General features: G+C 39.7%; 15 protein-coding genes and 1 riboswitch. Of the genes, 12 read left to right on the top strand and 3 right to left on the bottom strand.

Annotated elements, in window-relative coordinates:
• Positions 1-7 precede the first annotated feature (7 nt).
• Positions 8-1,018: a zinc-binding alcohol dehydrogenase family protein gene (locus FFM67_RS01980; RefSeq protein ID WP_137613000.1), complete on the bottom strand. Its 1,011-nt coding sequence runs from the start codon at positions 1,016-1,018 to the stop codon at positions 8-10.
• A gap of 157 nt (positions 1,019-1,175) precedes the next feature.
• On the opposite strand from FFM67_RS01980, the gene clpB reads away from it, so the two are divergent.
• From clpB to tdcB, 6 genes are all read left to right on the top strand, one after another.
• Positions 1,176-3,779 (top strand): ATP-dependent chaperone ClpB, encoded by a 2,604-nt coding sequence (gene clpB / locus FFM67_RS01975; RefSeq protein ID WP_137612999.1) that lies wholly within the window; start codon positions 1,176-1,178, stop codon positions 3,777-3,779.
• 262 nt (positions 3,780-4,041) lie between these two features.
• Positions 4,042-4,914, top strand: coding sequence for a glucosaminidase domain-containing protein (locus tag FFM67_RS01970; RefSeq protein WP_137612998.1), 873 nt, complete (start codon positions 4,042-4,044; stop codon positions 4,912-4,914).
• Between the two features lie 187 nt (positions 4,915-5,101).
• Positions 5,102-6,022, top strand: coding sequence for a cysteine synthase A (gene cysK, locus FFM67_RS01965; RefSeq protein WP_137612997.1), 921 nt, complete (start codon positions 5,102-5,104; stop codon positions 6,020-6,022).
• Positions 6,023-6,123: 101 nt separating this feature from the next.
• Positions 6,124-6,561 (top strand): Fur family transcriptional regulator, encoded by a 438-nt coding sequence (locus tag FFM67_RS01960; protein ID WP_071862739.1) that lies wholly within the window; start codon positions 6,124-6,126, stop codon positions 6,559-6,561.
• A gap of 396 nt (positions 6,562-6,957) precedes the next feature.
• Positions 6,958-8,067: an alanine dehydrogenase gene (gene ald, locus FFM67_RS01955; RefSeq protein WP_137612996.1), complete on the top strand. Its 1,110-nt coding sequence runs from the start codon at positions 6,958-6,960 to the stop codon at positions 8,065-8,067.
• Positions 8,067-9,074: a bifunctional threonine ammonia-lyase/L-serine ammonia-lyase TdcB gene (gene tdcB / locus FFM67_RS01950; protein ID WP_137612995.1), complete on the top strand. Its 1,008-nt coding sequence runs from the start codon at positions 8,067-8,069 to the stop codon at positions 9,072-9,074. Before ald ends, tdcB begins: the two co-directional genes overlap by 1 nt.
• Before the next feature lie 52 nt (positions 9,075-9,126).
• Here the strand turns inward: tdcB and FFM67_RS01945 are convergent, their stop codons facing one another.
• Positions 9,127-10,044, bottom strand: coding sequence for a magnesium transporter CorA family protein (locus FFM67_RS01945; protein WP_137612994.1), 918 nt, complete (start codon positions 10,042-10,044; stop codon positions 9,127-9,129).
• 259 nt (positions 10,045-10,303) lie between these two features.
• A riboswitch (purine riboswitch) is annotated at positions 10,304-10,401 on the top strand.
• A gap of 186 nt (positions 10,402-10,587) precedes the next feature.
• Here FFM67_RS01945 and FFM67_RS01940 point away from each other — a divergent pair.
• The 5 genes from FFM67_RS01940 (at position 10,588) to purB (ending at position 15,550) form a co-directional block, all read left to right on the top strand.
• Positions 10,588-11,169: a xanthine phosphoribosyltransferase gene (locus FFM67_RS01940; RefSeq protein ID WP_137612993.1), complete on the top strand. Its 582-nt coding sequence runs from the start codon at positions 10,588-10,590 to the stop codon at positions 11,167-11,169.
• A gap of 1 nt (position 11,170) precedes the next feature.
• Positions 11,171-12,454: a nucleobase:cation symporter-2 family protein gene (locus tag FFM67_RS01935; protein WP_137612992.1), complete on the top strand. Its 1,284-nt coding sequence runs from the start codon at positions 11,171-11,173 to the stop codon at positions 12,452-12,454.
• A 145-nt stretch (positions 12,455-12,599) separates the two neighbouring features.
• Positions 12,600-13,088, top strand: a complete 489-nt coding sequence (gene purE, locus FFM67_RS01930) for a 5-(carboxyamino)imidazole ribonucleotide mutase (protein WP_137612991.1) — start codon at positions 12,600-12,602, stop codon at positions 13,086-13,088.
• Positions 13,081-14,202, top strand: a complete 1,122-nt coding sequence (gene purK, locus FFM67_RS01925; protein WP_174784451.1) for a 5-(carboxyamino)imidazole ribonucleotide synthase — start codon at positions 13,081-13,083, stop codon at positions 14,200-14,202. The genes purE and purK overlap by 8 nt, the downstream gene beginning before the upstream one ends.
• A gap of 52 nt (positions 14,203-14,254) precedes the next feature.
• A complete protein-coding gene (gene purB, locus FFM67_RS01920; RefSeq protein WP_137612989.1) occupies positions 14,255-15,550 on the top strand; it encodes an adenylosuccinate lyase in 1,296 nt (431 codons plus the stop codon).
• 42 nt (positions 15,551-15,592) lie between these two features.
• Here the strand turns inward: purB and FFM67_RS01915 are convergent, their stop codons facing one another.
• Positions 15,593-15,964 (bottom strand): hypothetical protein, encoded by a 372-nt coding sequence (locus FFM67_RS01915; RefSeq protein ID WP_170177973.1) that lies wholly within the window; start codon positions 15,962-15,964, stop codon positions 15,593-15,595.
• A 257-nt stretch (positions 15,965-16,221) separates the two neighbouring features.
• Between FFM67_RS01915 and purC the strand changes: the two genes are divergently transcribed.
• Positions 16,222-16,938 (top strand): phosphoribosylaminoimidazolesuccinocarboxamide synthase, encoded by a 717-nt coding sequence (gene purC / locus FFM67_RS01910; protein ID WP_137612988.1) that lies wholly within the window; start codon positions 16,222-16,224, stop codon positions 16,936-16,938.
• Position 16,939 lies beyond the last annotated feature (1 nt).

The raw sequence follows: 16,939 nt of genomic DNA, 5'->3' as shown, positions 1-16,939 counted from the left end.
AGTCGTTTTAATAATGAACAACTAATTTGCCGATCATGTTATTTTCTTCCACTAATTGATGGGCTTGGTAGAAAACCTCCGGTGAAAATCCGGGGATGATCTTCGTCAGTGTGCTGTGGATTTTTTTTTCTTGTAGTAAGCGAACCAACAATTCCAAAATAGCTCCTTGTGAAGCAATCTTATAGTTATAATCGGTCTTAGCAAACATATATTCCCAATCAAAACTACCGGATTTATTTTTCAAAACAGTCAAATCCAAATCTTTATCCGCTGCAACGATGGATCCAAGGTGACCGAACGGCTCTAGCAGTTCACTCATTTCAGTGAAATAGCGATCGGTAGAATGAAGAATTAGTATGTAAGGAAGTTGTGTAACCCCGATTTTTTTTAATTGGGTCGTTAAATCTTTATGATGATCGATCACATGATCAGCGCCCATCTTCTCGGACCAATCTTTACTCTCTTTGCGAGAAGCAGTCGTAATAACTTTCAAGCCTGCCCATTTGGCTAATTGAGTCGCTACTGATCCGACGCCACCAGCACCGTTAATAATTAAAATTGTTCCTTGATTTTGATCTTCTTCAGGAAGCAATCCCATTTTTTCAAACAACATTTCGTAGGCAGTGATAAAAGTCAAAGGCATCGCGGCGGCTTCATCGGTAGCGAGTTCATTTGGCAAACTTGCGACTAGACGGGAATCAATCACTTGGTATTCGCTATAGCTACCAAAACGCTGTGTAGTACCGGCGAAAAGAACACGATCACCGACTTGTAAATGTGTTACCTTATCACCAAGTTGCGTGATGATACCGACGCTATCGTAGCCTAAAACATGGGGTTGCTGCGTTCCTTTGCCACTTTGTCTCAGTTTCGTATCAACAGGATTAATTGAAACTGCTAAATTTTTCACAACGATATCAAATTTATTTAATTTTGGAAGCATTACTTCGTATGTTTCAAAATGGTTTCCTTCAGAAAGCGGGAATCCTTTTTCGAATCCAATCACACGAGAAATCATTGAATCACTCTCTTTCTATTTTGAAAGAAATTGTAGCATTAATTCTTTTTTCTTCATAATAATTAATTTTGTCTTTTGGCTGCTTAATTATTTGACCTTTACTGACCAACAGAATATACTATTCTTGTATAAGATTATAATTGTCGGAGGTATGAATATGAATATCGAAAAAATGACGACGACTTTACAAGAAGCAATCGCTGAAGCACAGCAAATCGCGGTGACGCGGCATCATCAAGAGATCGATATTGCTCACGTATGGAAAGTATTTTTGCAGCCGAATCATTTTGGCCGTAATTTTTATACGGATGCAGGCATCGACGTGGATCAATTTGAACAACAGGTGGACCAAGCGCTGGATGCTTATCCCACGGTAAATGGCGGCAATGTCCAATATGGTCAAAACCTTAGTCAAAATTTGTTTAACTTATTAAATGAAGCAGATAAATTGAGAGAAAAATTTCAAGATGACTTCTTATCAACAGAAATCGTCCTTTTAGCGTTAATGAAACTAAAAAATTATTCCTTGACGAAATATTTGAATCAACAAGGTTTAAATGAAAAAGAGGTTCAAAAAACTATTGAAGAGATGCGAGGGGGGGATCGAGTGACCTCACAAAACCAAGAAGAAACGTATAAAGCCTTAGAAAAATATGGCGTAGATTTAGTTCAACAAGTTAAAAATGGCAAGCAAGATCCAATTATTGGACGAGACGAAGAGATCCGTGACGTGATTCGGATTCTATCAAGAAAAACCAAAAATAATCCTGTACTGATTGGTGAACCAGGTGTCGGTAAAACCGCGATTGTTGAAGGTTTGGCCCAACGGATCGTTCGAAAAGACGTACCGGAAAATTTGAAAGACAAAACTGTCTTTTCATTAGACATGGGTTCATTGATCGCTGGTGCGAAATTCCGCGGTGAATTTGAGGAACGTTTGAAAGCTGTGCTAAAAGAAGTCAAAAAATCCGATGGTCGAATCTTACTTTTCATTGATGAGATTCATAACATTGTGGGCGCAGGGAAAACCGAAGGTAGTATGGATGCAGGGAATTTGTTGAAACCTATGCTAGCTCGCGGGGAATTACATTTGATCGGTGCCACTACCTTAGACGAATATCGTCAGTATATGGAAAAGGACAAAGCCTTAGAGCGTCGTTTCCAAAAGGTCCTAGTTAAGGAACCGACCGTTGAGGATACGATCAGTATTTTGCGGGGATTGAAGGAACGTTTTGAAATCCATCATGGGGTTAATATTCATGACAATGCGCTAGTCGCAGCGGCGACCTTATCAGACCGCTATATTACCGATCGTTTTTTACCAGACAAAGCGATTGATTTGGTGGATGAAGCCAGCGCTAGCATTCGTGTGGAAATGAATTCAATGCCAACAGAGCTAGATCAAGTGACACGGCGTTTGATGCAGTTAGAGATTGAAGAAGCGGCATTGAAGAAGGAGAGCGACGATGCCAGCAAGAAACGGCTAGAAAGCTTACAGGCAGAGTTAGCTGATCTACGTGAAGAAACCAATGCGATGAAACTGCAATGGGAAACGGAAAAAGAAGAAGTCAATGTCGTTTCCAATAAACGTGCAGAGATTGACCAAGCCAAGCATGAGTTGGAAGATGCGGAAAATAATTACGATTTAGAGCGGGCGGCTGTACTTCGTCACGGTACGATTCCAAACTTGGAAAAAGAGTTGGCCGACTTGGAAGAAAAGAATCAACAAAATGATATTCGGATGGTGCAAGAGTCCGTCACCGAAAATGAGATCGCACAAGTCGTCGGTCGTTTGACAGGAATTCCAGTCACAAAATTGGTAGAAGGTGAGCGGGAAAAATTACTAAGCTTAAACAGCACACTACACAAACGGGTTATTGGTCAAGATGAAGCAGTGGACGCTGTCAGCGATGCGGTACTACGCTCACGGGCAGGTTTGCAAGATCCTAATCGTCCATTAGGCTCCTTCTTATTCTTAGGACCTACGGGGGTTGGTAAGACGGAGCTGGCTAAAGCTTTGGCAGAAAATCTTTTCGACTCTGAGGATCATATGGTACGGATCGATATGAGTGAATATATGGAAAAACATTCAGTGTCTCGGCTGGTTGGAGCACCTCCAGGTTATGTCGGTTATGAGGAAGGTGGACAATTAACGGAAGCTGTTCGTCGCAATCCGTATACGATTATTTTGTTAGATGAAATCGAAAAGGCGCATCCAGACGTCTTCAACATTTTGTTACAAGTTTTGGATGATGGACGTCTGACCGATTCGAAAGGCCGATTGGTTGACTTTAAGAATACGGTCTTAATTATGACAAGCAATATCGGTTCACAAGTACTGTTGGACGGGGTAACTGCTGATGGAAAAATTCCAGAAACTACGAAGGATCAAGTGTTAAGTTTGTTACGGGGTCATTTCAAACCAGAATTTTTGAATCGAATTGATGATACAATTTTGTTCACGCCGTTAAGCTTAGAAGACGTGAAGGGAATCGTAGAAAAAATCATTCAACATTTATCACATCGCTTAGAGGAACAAGAAATTCAATTAGACATCACAGAAGATGCGAAAAGCTGGATCGCCGAAAAAGCGTATGAACCGCAATACGGCGCACGTCCATTGAAACGGTTCATTACAAGGGAAGTAGAGACGCCGTTAGCAAAAGAAATTATTGCTGGCCGAGTGCTGCCTAAGACGAAAGTTTCTATCGAATTATTTGATGACCAGTTGGCTTTTCAAAACCAATCTTTCGAAGCATAAATTTATTATGTAAACAAAACGATTGTGATTTAAAATGAATCGGCTCCCAAGCTGATTCATTTTTTTGTGGATTCAAATAAGGTATTTCGAAAAAGCAATAGAATTTAAACTGAAATATAACTACTTTTTCATTACACATGTTACGAAGTAATGACAATTTGTCAAAATGCCGTTGTTTGAATTGTTTGTTAATTATTATTGGATTATACTTTCAAAGTAACGTAAAAAGAAGAGTGTAGGTAGGGTTTCATGGAGGTAAAAAATGAGCCAATTTAAAACACGTATCGAGAGAAACAATTATATAAGAGAACAGAAAAAAGAAAAGCAGATAAGAATGGCGAAAAAGAGTGCACCTTTACTAGGGACGGCAATGATTCTTGCGCCAGCCGCGATTTCTATCAATAGTGTAAAAGCGAATGCGGCTGAAGTCGGCCAAACACAAAATCAATCGGCATTTATTGAACAGCTAGGTGCTTCTGCGATGCAAGTGTCTGCATCCAATGATTTATACGCATCGATCATGGTTGCTCAAGCATTAGTTGAAACAGGCTTTGGATCTTCGTCATTATCAAGTGCTCCATATTACAATTTATTTGGCGTTAAAGAGTATAGCGGCGGCCCATCTGTTACCATGAGCACGCAAGAATACTTAAATGGTCAATGGGTCACGATGAATGAGCCGTTTGCTGTTTACGGGAGCTACAGTGAATCGTTTCAGGCCCATGCGAGCCTATTGAGAAGTTCTTATTATGCAGGTGCATGGAAAAGTCATACAAACAGTTATCAAGATGCAGCAGTCTATTTAACCGGTCGCTATGCGACAGACCCTGGCTATGCCGGAAAATTAATTTCATTGATTCAAACGTATGGCTTGACTCGTTTTGATACGCCGGGGGCCGGTACAGCTATTGAATCAACAAATCAAGGGCAAACACAGCAAACGGCTTCTACTGGAAATGATGCAACACAAACAACTGCGACCGCTCAAGCAAGTGGTCAATCATACACAGTCCAATCAGGGGATTCTTTTTGGGGAATCGCTGAAAAATTTGGAATTAGTGTAGACCAATTAATGGCAGATAATGGTTGGACTTCCGCTACCACCATCATGCCAGGAGAAACGATTACTATTTAATTGATTTCAAAGATGAAGCAATAAGCTTCATCTTTTTTTCTTGAATAAAACTCTGAGGGATAATTTTATTTAGAAAAAAGCTGTAAAGTTACTCTAGATTGAAACGCTCTAAAAGTCGAAATTCTCGCATCTTTGCTCTTTTTTCGATAATATGACTTACATAAGGTAAGGAATGGAGCGAACTAAAATGACAAAAATTTATCAATCTATTTTAGAAACGATTGGCGACACACCAATCGTAAAACTTAACCACATGACAACAGGTGAGATGGCGGAAATATACGTTAAAGTTGAATCCTTTAATCCAGGTGGAAGTGTGAAGGATCGGATTGCTCTACGAATGATTGAAGACGCCGAACATTCTGGAAAATTGACAGCAGGGATGACAATTATTGAACCGACTTCTGGAAATACCGGAATTGGTCTAGCTATGGTCGGAGCTGCTAAAGGATATCCAGTAACGTTAGTAATGCCAGAAACGATGAGCGTTGAACGTCGGAAATTAATGCAGGCTTATGGTGCAGATTTGGTTTTAACGCCTGGAGCGGATGGGATGAAAGGTGCGATTGCGAAGGCGAATGAACTAGCTGAAAAAAATGGTTGGTTTGTCCCAGCTCAATTTGACAATCCAGCAAATCCAAAAGTTCATGAAGAAACAACGGCTAAAGAAATTGTCAATACCTTTGAAAAGAATGGGTTAGACGCATTTGTTGCTGGTGTTGGTACAGGTGGTACGATCACAGGTGTTGGGAACGAATTAAAGCGGATGTATTCAGATATTAAAATTTATGCGGTAGAACCGGAAGAATCCCCTGTCTTAGAGGGCGGTCAATCTGGTCCGCATAAAATCCAAGGAATTGGCGCTGGATTTGTTCCAAGTATTTTGAATACGAATATTTATGATGAAGTTTTACCGGTGAAAAGTAGTGATGCAATGGAGACTGCCAGAGAAATTGCTAAAAAAGAAGGGATCCTAGTCGGTATTTCTTCGGGAGCGGCACTATTTGCAGCTTTAGAAATAGCTAAAAAATTGGACTCTAATCAGAAAGTGTTGGTCTTGCTGCCTGATAATGGGGAACGTTATTTGTCCACTGAATTATTCCAATAAATTCAACAAGTTCACAAAAAATATTAATTTTTGAATCTAACTAGTATTTCTCCTCAGATAATAGTATCATTTTACAGAGAAACCAAAGAGGAGGGGCTTATATGGTTAATGAGGCAGTTGATCAAGCGGTCAAAGAATTGAAGGCTGGCGGAGTAAGAATCACGCCACAACGTTATGCCATCTTAGAATATCTGATTCAGTACCGTAGTCATCCAACAGCTGATGAGATTTTTCGCTCGTTAGAAGGCCGCTTCCCCAATATGAGTGTGGCTACTGTGTACAATAACTTGAGAAAGTTTGTCGAAATAGGGATTGTGCAAGAGATGAACTATGGAGATGCGGCTAGTCGTTTTGATTTTACGAATAAGCAGCATTATCATGCGATTTGTACAGATTGTGGAAAGATCGTGGATTTTTTCTATCCAGGATTGGAAGATGTTGAAATGGCATCTAGCAAGTTAACAGGCTATAAAATCAACAAGCACCGTTTAGAAGTTTATGGGCTATGCCCAGATTGCCAAGCGAAAGTCGAAGAATAATCTTCGGCTTTTTTTTTTCGGACTTTGTAAACCTTAAGGAGTTGAGTTCTTTTTTGAAAGTAAAAGTCATTAGTAAGCGCTGTTACTTCCTAAAATAATAAAAAATCAATAAATTCGAAAAATCACATAAAAGAACGATAACGGTTTCATTATATTTGCTTGAATACTTAGTTTAAGGAGAGCGTATTTCGAATAAATGAAAAAATTCTTATTTAAAAAGACTGTTTTTACGGCTTTTTTGCTTGTCTGATCAACTAATAATGAATATTACTTTGGAATAAATGAGATATCAATAACACTTAGAAGCTTATTATTGTTAAAAAAAGGCATTGTGATATATTAAACATGTTCCAAGGTTAAATAACTTTGGTAAATAATCTTTGGGAGTGAATGGCTATGAAAATAGGCGTAATTAAAGATCCAAAACAAGGTGAAGCACGTGTAGGTATGACACCTGAAAATGTAAAAATTTTAGTTGAAGCAGGAAATGAAGTACTTGTTGATGATAACGCAGGTGCAGGCTCTGGCTTTACAAATGAACAATATATTGAAGCAGGCGGTAAAATCGTTGATACAGATACTGCTTGGACCGCTGAACTGATCGTAAAAGTCAAAGAACCAATGGAAAGTGAATACCACTACTTCAAGAAAGGTCAAATCATCTGGGGCTTCTTGCATTTAGCAGCCAACAAAGCTTGCGTTGAAAAAATGATGGAAGTTGGCGTGACAGCTTTGTCAGGTGAAAACATCTCAATCAATGGTGTATTAGAGTTGTTGAAACCGATGAGTGCGATCGCTGGACGTCGTGCAGTAAATCTAGGTCAATATTATTTAGAAAAACAACACGGCGGCGAAGGAATCTTACTTCCAGGAATCGACGGCGTTGAAGCAGGCACCGTTGTTATCTTAGGTGGTGGGAACGCGGCAGAAAATTCGGCTGATATGGCTGTAGGAATTGGTTGCCACGTCATCATTCTTGAAGTGAACGAAAACCGGATCAAACAATTACAAGAACGTTATAAAGATCACAATGTTGATGTGCTGGTTTCAAACACTGAAAACTTAGCAGAAAAAATCAAAGAAGCGGATGTGTTTATCTCAACCGTCTTGATTCCAGGAGCGAAGCCACCAAAATTAGTTAAAGAATACATGGTTGAATCAATGAAACCAGGTTCAGTAATCGTTGATATCGCAATTGACCAAGGTGGTACAGTTGAAACAATCGACAAACCAACCAACCATGCGGACCCAGTCTTCACTAAACATGGCGTGATTCACTATGCTGTACCAAATATGCCTGGTGCAACACCAAGAACAGCAACGATCGCATTAGCAAAAGGCAATATCTCATTCCTTAAAGATGTTAGTGTCAAAGGTCTTGAAGCTGCGTTGAAATCTGACGAATCATTAGTTTCAGGTCTAAGTGTATACAATGGTAAAGTAGTTTCTAAAGCATTAGCAGATTCAATCGATGTGACTTATACCGAAGTGGGAGATGTACTGTAATGACTCAAACAATGACAAAATTACCAGTATCAATCGAAGATATCCATGAAGCAAAAAATGTTGTGAAACAATATGGACGGGTAACACCGTTGATTCAATCAATGTTCTTAACAGCTAAAACGGGTGGTCAAGTTTTCTTGAAATTAGAAAACATGCAATTAACCGGTTCATTTAAATTCCGTGGAGCGTTCAACAAGATTGCTCATTTAACTCAAGCGGAAAAAGATAAGGGAGTTATCGCAGTTTCTGCTGGGAACCATGCACAAGGTGTCGCATTGACTTCTAGATTATTAGGAATTGAAAGTACGATCGTAATGCCTGAAACAGCTCCTAAAGCAAAAGTAGAAGCAACGGAAGGTTACGGCTCAAAAGTAATCCTTCATGGTGCAGGTTTTGATGATGCAAAAGCATATTGTGAAAAAATCGTTGAAGAAACCGGCGTGACGTATATCCCACCTTACGATGATGAATGCGTGATGGCTGGACAAGGAACCATCGGTCTTGAAATCCTTGATTCAATTTGGGACGTGGATACTGTCATTGTTCCTGTCGGCGGCGGTGGCTTAATCGCTGGGATTGCAGTAGCAATGAAGACGTTTAACCCTAATATCAATATTATTGGGGTACAAGCAGACAACATTCATGGGATGACAGCTTCATTCCGTGAAGGCAAAAAAGTTGGTTACAAAAAAGGTGCAACAATCGCAGACGGTTGTGCGGTAGAATTCCCTGGAAACTTAACCTTTGAAGTTGTGGAGGAATTGGTTGACGATATGGTAACCGTATCTGAACAAGAGATTGAAGTTGCAATGAAAGATTTGATCCAACGGACGAAGATCGTCGTTGAAGGAGCGGGTGCTTTAGCAACTGCGGCCATTCTTTCAGGTAAAGTGGACAAATATGTGAATGGTAAAAAAGTTGTTGCCGTCGTTTCTGGTGGTAATGTTGACTTGAACCGAATCACGGATGTTATTGGACACTTCTCAGTAGCAAACGAATTAAAATAGTAATCAGTCAAAAACAGGCAGCGAGCATTTGATCGCTGCCTGTTTTTTTGAATTACGCGTCATAATCCTTTTTAAATAGATAGACACCGCTAACGATGGAAACAATTAATGCTAAGAGTACCACCATGATGGAGCCAATCTCTGAATCACGCCAGAGCAACCCACCGGTATTGATCCCCCATAAACTGAAAATTAATGTTGGTAATGCTAAGAGCAAAGAAGCAGTATTAAGAAATTTCATCAGCTGGTTCAGTCGATTATCCATCATACTGTTGATTAAACCGCTGATTGAACCTAGCATCTCGCGATAAATTTGAACAGAAGTCGTGGCTTGTTTAGACTGTAACTCGATTTCAATTGCTAAATCACGATCTGAGGCAACTAGACTCGAATTTAACAGTCGATCAATTGTTTTTAATTGTTCCTTTAGAAGATTGTCGATGTACACGAGATTCTTCTCGGTATGGGTCGTTTGTTCAAGAATATTTTTATTAGAGCCGTGAGCAGTTCCTTTACTGATTTCTTCGATGGTTTTTCGTTGTTCTCGTAAAAAAATCAGATAATGTTCATTAATTGTCTGTAACATATGGAGAATCAAGCCGGCTTTAGTAAAGATTTCTGACTCGAAATTTTGCAGCACTTCTTGAATGAGTGAATTATCACTCACGGTTATCAGCACTTCAGGAGTTAAGAAGACCGAAACTGTTGAAGATAAAGACTCTGGTTCATCCACTGATTGGATATCGACAAAGAGCATCAAGCAGAGTGGGTTCTTTTCCGTGGTTTGATATTTTTTGAAAAAGGAAACATTGGAATATTTTTGACCTAAGGCAAAAAAATTTTTTGGTAAATCATAGGCTTCGTGTAACTGTTCCTTTTCGGCATCGCTGGGATTGTCAACCGCGAGCCAATTACTGGCGTGGACGCTTTTTTTAACGCCAGTATCGGATATTGTGAAATAATCAATCATTGAAAGAACCTCCTAATATGTTCTTTAATAAGGCTCCTGGCTATGTAGTAAAGGAGTCAGAAAAAAATTTCTTGTCTTTATTATATTCTCAAATACTAGTTGAATTGCCAATTTTTTTGAATTGCTCCCGTTCTTTTCTTACTTATAAAGTGAGATATTCATTTAATTCAGCTATAATTCTTCTCATTTGAAATAATTCTAGTTTACAGTGAGGATCTTTCTGCTATAATAATTTTCATATTTCATAAACTTCAGTGAAAATTTTCACTGGCAGTGAACTTATATATCGTCATAATATGGATGACAGTTTCTACCTTGTGCCGTAAACGCAAGACTATAAGTAAAAATCGTACGGTTGCGTACCTTTTTTGCTTTGCAGATGGGGTGCGTTTTTTGTATTAATCAAAAAACGACAAGAACGAATGCAATTCTAATTTTATGACTAACTAGGCAGATGATATGCGACCAACAAAATATCTTGCTATAGTAAAAGAGATAAAATGGAACGGTATTCGATTTGAAATAGGAAAAGGAGAATGAATAATGAAAGAATTGACAGATCGCATTAAAGAAAATGGCAGAGTTTTAGGCGAAGGTGTTCTGAAAGTCGATGAATTCATCACGCACCAAGTAGATCCTGAATTGATGGATGCGATGGGGAAACGTCTGGCAGAAGTATTCGCGGAAAAGAAGATCACTAAAGTAGTGACAATCGAAGCGTCAGGGATTGCTCCGGCCGTTTATGCCGCACAAGCTTTAAAGGTACCAATGATCTTTGCCCGTAAATCAAAAAGCCTAACAATGAACGAAGAGCTGTTGACTGCATCCGTTTATTCTTTTACAAAACAATTAACCAGCACCATTTCAATCTCTCGTAAATTCCTTTCTGCAGAGGACAATGTGTTATTAGTCGATGATTTTCTAGCGAACGGCCAAGCGGCTAAAGGATTGATTGAATTGTGTCAACAAGCGGGAGCGAACGTGGCTGGAATTGGGATTTTAATTGAAAAATCCTTCCAGGATGGACGCCAACTGATTGAAGACATGGATATTCCAGTCGTCTCTTTAGCAAGAATCTCTTCCCTACATGACGGTAAAGTGACATTTATCGAGGAGGACGCATAGAGTGACAAACGAAACAAGTAATGGAAAATCAGCAGTTTTAGGGTTGCAGCATCTTTTAGCCATGTATGCGGGAGCTGTGGCTGTGCCACTGTTGATCGGTACGGGGCTAGGTTTTAATGAAGCACAAATGACGTATTTGATTTCCATTGATATTTTCATGTGTGGGGTAGCGACACTTTTACAATTAACAGTCAATAGATTTTTCGGGATTGGGCTGCCAGTTGTTCTAGGCTGTGCCATCCAAGCAGTCGCACCACTTATCTTGATTGGACAAACACAAGGTGTCGGAACAGTCTATGGGTCGATCATCGCGGCTGGTATATTTGTAGTTTTAATTGCGGGCTTTTTTTCAAAGATTGAAAAATTGTTTCCGCCGATCGTTACTGGAACAGTTATCACAACGATTGGTTTGACCTTGATTCCAGTTGCTACAACGAAATTAGGTGGTGGCGATGCAGCGGCTAAAACTTTCGGCAACCCAACCAATTTATTACTGGGCTTTATTACGATCGCCTTGATTTTAGCTGTTCAAGTGTTTGGACGCGGCTTTGTTCGTTCAATCGCTGTATTGGTAGGATTGGTTGGTTGTACGGTTTTAGCGGCATTATTAGGTCAAGTCGATTTAGCTGCAATTGGACATGCACCAATGTTCCATGTTCCACAGCCTTTTTACTTTGGGACACCGAGATTTGAACCATTTTCAATTCTGTTAATGATTATTATTTCTATCGTCAGCATGGTAGAGTCAACAGGTGTTTACTTTGCTTTAGGCGATATTACTGGCAAAAAAGTATCTCAAGATGATTTGAAACGTGGATATCGTGCAGAAGGTCTGGCGGTTATTCTAGGCGGGTTATTCAATACATTCCCTTATACCGGCTTTTCACAAAATGTTGGGCTGGTTCAATTATCCGGGATCAAAACCCGTCGTCCAATTTATTTTTCAGCTATCTTCTTGATTATTCTTGGCCTGTTCCCTAAAGTAGGGGCTTTGGCCCAAATTATTCCTGAGCCGGTTTTAGGCGGGGGAATGCTCGTAATGTTCGGAATGGTTGCGGTCCAAGGAATGAAGATGCTTTCGAAAGTTGATTTTAATGATGAGAAAAACTTATTAATCATCGCAATTTCAATTGGTTTTGGTTTAGGGTTTAACGCTATGCCAGCACTTTTCGCGAAGCTACCTGAAACGGTTCAAATGTTTACTGGAAATGGTATTGTGATGAGTAGTTTGTCAGCGATTGTATTGAATCTATTATTCCATGGTTATAATCGTAAAAATAGTTAAAAAGAACGCGGCATTTGTCGCGCTTTCTTTTTATACGGAATAAACACGAACGTTAGATTAGAAATATCGAATAATATTCGAATTCTATTTTGACTTCCCTATGGTTGCTTGCTAAAATAAGCATGAATAATGAAAGGAGCAAATCATGAATCCAGAAGTTGCAGTTATCATGGGGAGTACCTCTGATTGGGAAACAATGAAACATGCGTGTGAAAGTCTCGAGGAGTTGGAAATTTCTTATGAGAAAAAAGTTGTTTCAGCACATCGTACGCCTGATCTAATGTTTGAGTTTGCGGAAAAAGCCAGAGAACGCGGTATTAAAGTTATTATTGCAGGAGCCGGAGGAGCAGCTCATTTGCCAGGCATGGTGGCTGCGAAAACAACCTTACCTGTAATTGGTGTGCCCGTGCAATCAAAGGCTTTAAATGGCTTTGACTCCTTATTATCGATCGTTCAGATGCCAGGCGGGATTCCGGTGGCAACGACAGCGATTGGAAAAGCTGGTGCAACAAATGCAGGACTACTTGCGGCTCAGATGCTTTCAATGTATGATAAAAAAGTAGCTGAACGTTTGGCAAAGAAACGTCAGCAATTGACACAAACTGTAGTGGAAAGTAGTGAACAACTTGGTTAAACCTTTACAACCAGGCTCTACGATAGGAATCGTAGGCGGAGGGCAATTAGGCCGGATGATGGCTATCAGCGCGAAGGAAATGGGTTTTCGAACGGGGATCATTGACCCGACAGAGGATTGTCCAGCTGCGCAAGTTTCAGATTGGCATATCGTGGCGGATTATGATGATCAAATGGCTTTAGAAGAAATGGCTAGACGATCGCAAGCCATTACTTATGAATTTGAAAATGTGGATGTTGATACGATCAACCAAATCCAGCATTTTGCAAATGTTCCTCAAGGGACGGACTTATTAGCGATCAGTCAAGATCGTCTGATGGAAAAATCGTTCTTGGAAAATAATAATATTGTCATTGCGCCGTACGCGACGATCATCAGTCCAACGGATATTCAAGATGCGATTGAAGGTATTGGCTATCCGTGCGTTTTAAAAACAACTCGCGGTGGTTATGACGGTCATGGGCAATATGTCTTAAAAAGTACAGCTGACCTAGCACCTTCGATGAATTTGCTGCGTCAAGGGACTTGTGTTTTAGAATCCTGGATCCCCTTTGAAAAAGAATTATCTGTTCAAGTAGCGGGAAATAACATCGGCGACTATGTAACTTTTCCAGTCGTTGAAAATGTCCATCGCAATAATATTTTACATGAAACAATCGCACCAGCGGGAATTGATACGGCAGTAGCTAAAGAAGCCAGTCGAATCGCTAAAGTGATCGCTGAAGGGGTAGAATTAGTCGGTACCCTGTGTGTAGAATTCTTCTTAACAAAGGCGGGGGCTTTATATGTGAACGAGATTGCACCACGTCCACATAATTCTGGCCATTACACGATTGAGGCTTGTACGTTGAGTCAATTCGAGGCTCATATTCGCGGAATCTGTGGTTGGCCTTTAAGTGAACCAAAATTATTATCGAATGCAGTGATGGTGAATGTTTTAGGCGAGAATCTGTTAAAGACCTATGAATTAATTGATTTGTGGCCGGACTGGCACTTCCATTACTATGGCAAAGCAATGCCGAAAAAGGGGCGCAAGATGGGTCATATCACTATTTTAACGGATAGTATCCAACGAACCTTGGATGATATCAAGAAGACCGACACTTGGGATTAAAACGCAGCTAGTTTTAAAAATTTTTTCATTAATTAAGAAAAAGGAGCATAACATGATACCTCGATATAGTAGAGCTGAAATGGGAAATATTTGGAGCGATGAGAATCGTTATAACGCGTGGCTGGAGGTAGAAATTTTAGCCGATGAAGCTTGGGCAGAACTAGGAGAGATTCCCAAAGCGGACGTTGAGAAAATTCGTGCGAATGCTGGTTTTGATATGGATCGCATTTTAGAAATTGAACAATCAACCAAGCACGATGTCGTTGCCTTCACCCGCGCGGTTTCTGAAACATTAGGTGAAGAACGGAAATGGGTTCATTATGGCTTAACAAGTACCGACGTGGTAGATACAGCCTACGGATACTTATACAAACAAGCCAACGATATCTTGCGTCAAGATCTGCAAGATTTTTTAGCAATCATTGGAGAAAAAGCCTTAGAACACAAAAATACAGTTATGATGGGGCGGACCCACGGGGTTCACGCGGAACCGACGACTTTTGGTTTGAAGCTGGCGACTTGGTATTCTGAAATGAAACGCAATATCGAACGTTTCGAACACGCGGCTAAAGGGGTTGAAGCAGGAAAAATTTCTGGTGCAGTGGGGACTTTCGCGAATATTCCACCATTTGTAGAAGAATTTGTGTGTGAAAAATTAGGAATCCGCCCACAAGAAATTTCTACCCAAGTCTTGCCAAGAGATTTACATGCCGAGTATTTTTCTAGCCTGGCATTGATTGCGACCTCGATTGAACGTTTTGCAACAGAAATCCGCGGTTTACAAAAATCGGAAACCCGAGAGGTAGAAGAATTTTTCGCTAAAGGACAAAAAGGTTCATCGGCGATGCCTCATAAACGGAATCCAATTGGTTCAGAAAACATGACCGGTTTGGCGCGGGTCGTTCGTGGTCATTTGATTACCGCCTTTGAGGATGTGGCTTTGTGGCATGAACGTGATATTTCCCATTCTTCAGCTGAACGAATCATTACACCTGATACGACAATTTTAGTAGATTATATGCTGCATCGGTTTGGTAATATCGTTAAAAATTTGACGGTCTTTCCAGAGAACATGAAGCGTAATATGGATGCGACTTTTGGCTTGATTTATAGCCAACGAGTGATGTTGAAACTGATTGATAAAGGAATGACGCGAGAAGAAGCGTATGATTTGGTTCAACCAAAGACCGCTTATGCTTGGGATAATCAAACCCAGTTCAGACCATTGCTTGATGCCGACGAAAAAATCACTAGCATTCTATCTGCTGCTGATTTGGACGACGCCTTCGATTATAATTATCATTTAAAAAATGTGGATAAAGTTTTTGAACGTGTTGGCATTAAATAAAAAAAGACCTTCTTGCCGTTTTCGGTAAGAAGGTCTTTGATTTTACGCATAAGAAAATAAATCCGTGCAGCAGCTTTCGTTCAATTGCTGCAGTAGGTAATCAACCAATTGATAGTCATATAAGACAGAATTCAATCGAATCTCGATTCGATAAGAATTTTTTAAAAAAGAATGTTGCTTCATTTGTCGAATGACTAATTGATCGTTTGCGGTATTGGAAAAGTGTAACGTTTGCATTGGTTGCGCATTATTTGGTTTAAAGATTTTTTTTAAGTTGCGGTAAGAATAGAAGCTGGTATTGCAATTTAAGGCATGGGTACTATCTAATCCTAACAGTGCATTCAGTAGTCGTTGCTTGTCGATTTCAGTCATTGAATCTAGAAATTTTTGAGCTGCTGAGGGCGTCTCTGTCATAAGCAATTCCTCCATTAATATCATTCGCATTTAATATACCACCCATTCAAAAAAATGTAAACGTTATCTTAAGGGAGACTTGTGAAAAGAAATGGATGCCACTGGTTAAACACGAACAATAAATATGTTTTTAAGCAATAACATACGATAAAACGTTGAATTATTTTTTTCTGCTTGTTACACTAAGGATGAAATTAAAAAAGCGAATGATTTTATACTATTTGTAGTTAATGTTCATGAAAAGGGAGCGTAACAAGGTGGAAAAGCGGACTTTATTGTATGAGGGAAAAGCAAAACAGTTATTTCAAACGGATGATCCAGCGATCATTTGGGTCGAGTATTTAAATCAAGCGACTGCTTTGAATGGTGCAAAAAAGGATCAAATAAATGGTAAAGGCGAACTAAACAATCAAATCACTAGCTTGATCTTTGAATTTTTAGAGAGCAAAGGAATCACGAATCATTTTATCAAACGGCTTTCAGCCACTGAACAATTGATTCAATCAGTGGACATTATTCCTTTAGAAGTGGTTGTTCGAAACGTGGCAGCGGGTAGTTTTTCAAAACGTTTGGCTATTCCAGAAGGGGCTGCTTTGAAAAAGCCAATCGTCGATTTTTACTACAAAAATGATGCCTTAGACGATCCAATGATTACGGATGATCATATCCGATTTTTAGAAATTGCCACGGATGAAGAGCTAGCAACACTACGTCGAATGGCGTTAGAAGTCGATCAAGCATTGATTGAATTGTTTGATTCAATGGCGATTCAACTTATTGACTTCAAATTAGAATTTGGGCGACAAAAGGATGGCACGATTCTTTTAGCAGATGAGATTTCTCCTGATACGTGTCGTTTGTGGGACAAGAAAACACAAGAGCATTTAGACAAAGATCTTTATCGTCGCGACTTAGGCGACATTATTCCTGTGTATCAAGAAGTATTAAATCGATTAGAAAAGCGAGGAGAATAAG

The sequence above is a fragment of the Enterococcus viikkiensis genome (assembly GCF_005405345.1).
In the GTDB taxonomy this organism is placed as follows: Bacteria; Bacillota; Bacilli; order Lactobacillales; family Enterococcaceae; genus Enterococcus_A; species Enterococcus_A viikkiensis.
Note: the sequence above shows the minus strand (reverse complement) of the source record. Positions and strands in the feature narration are given on the sequence as shown.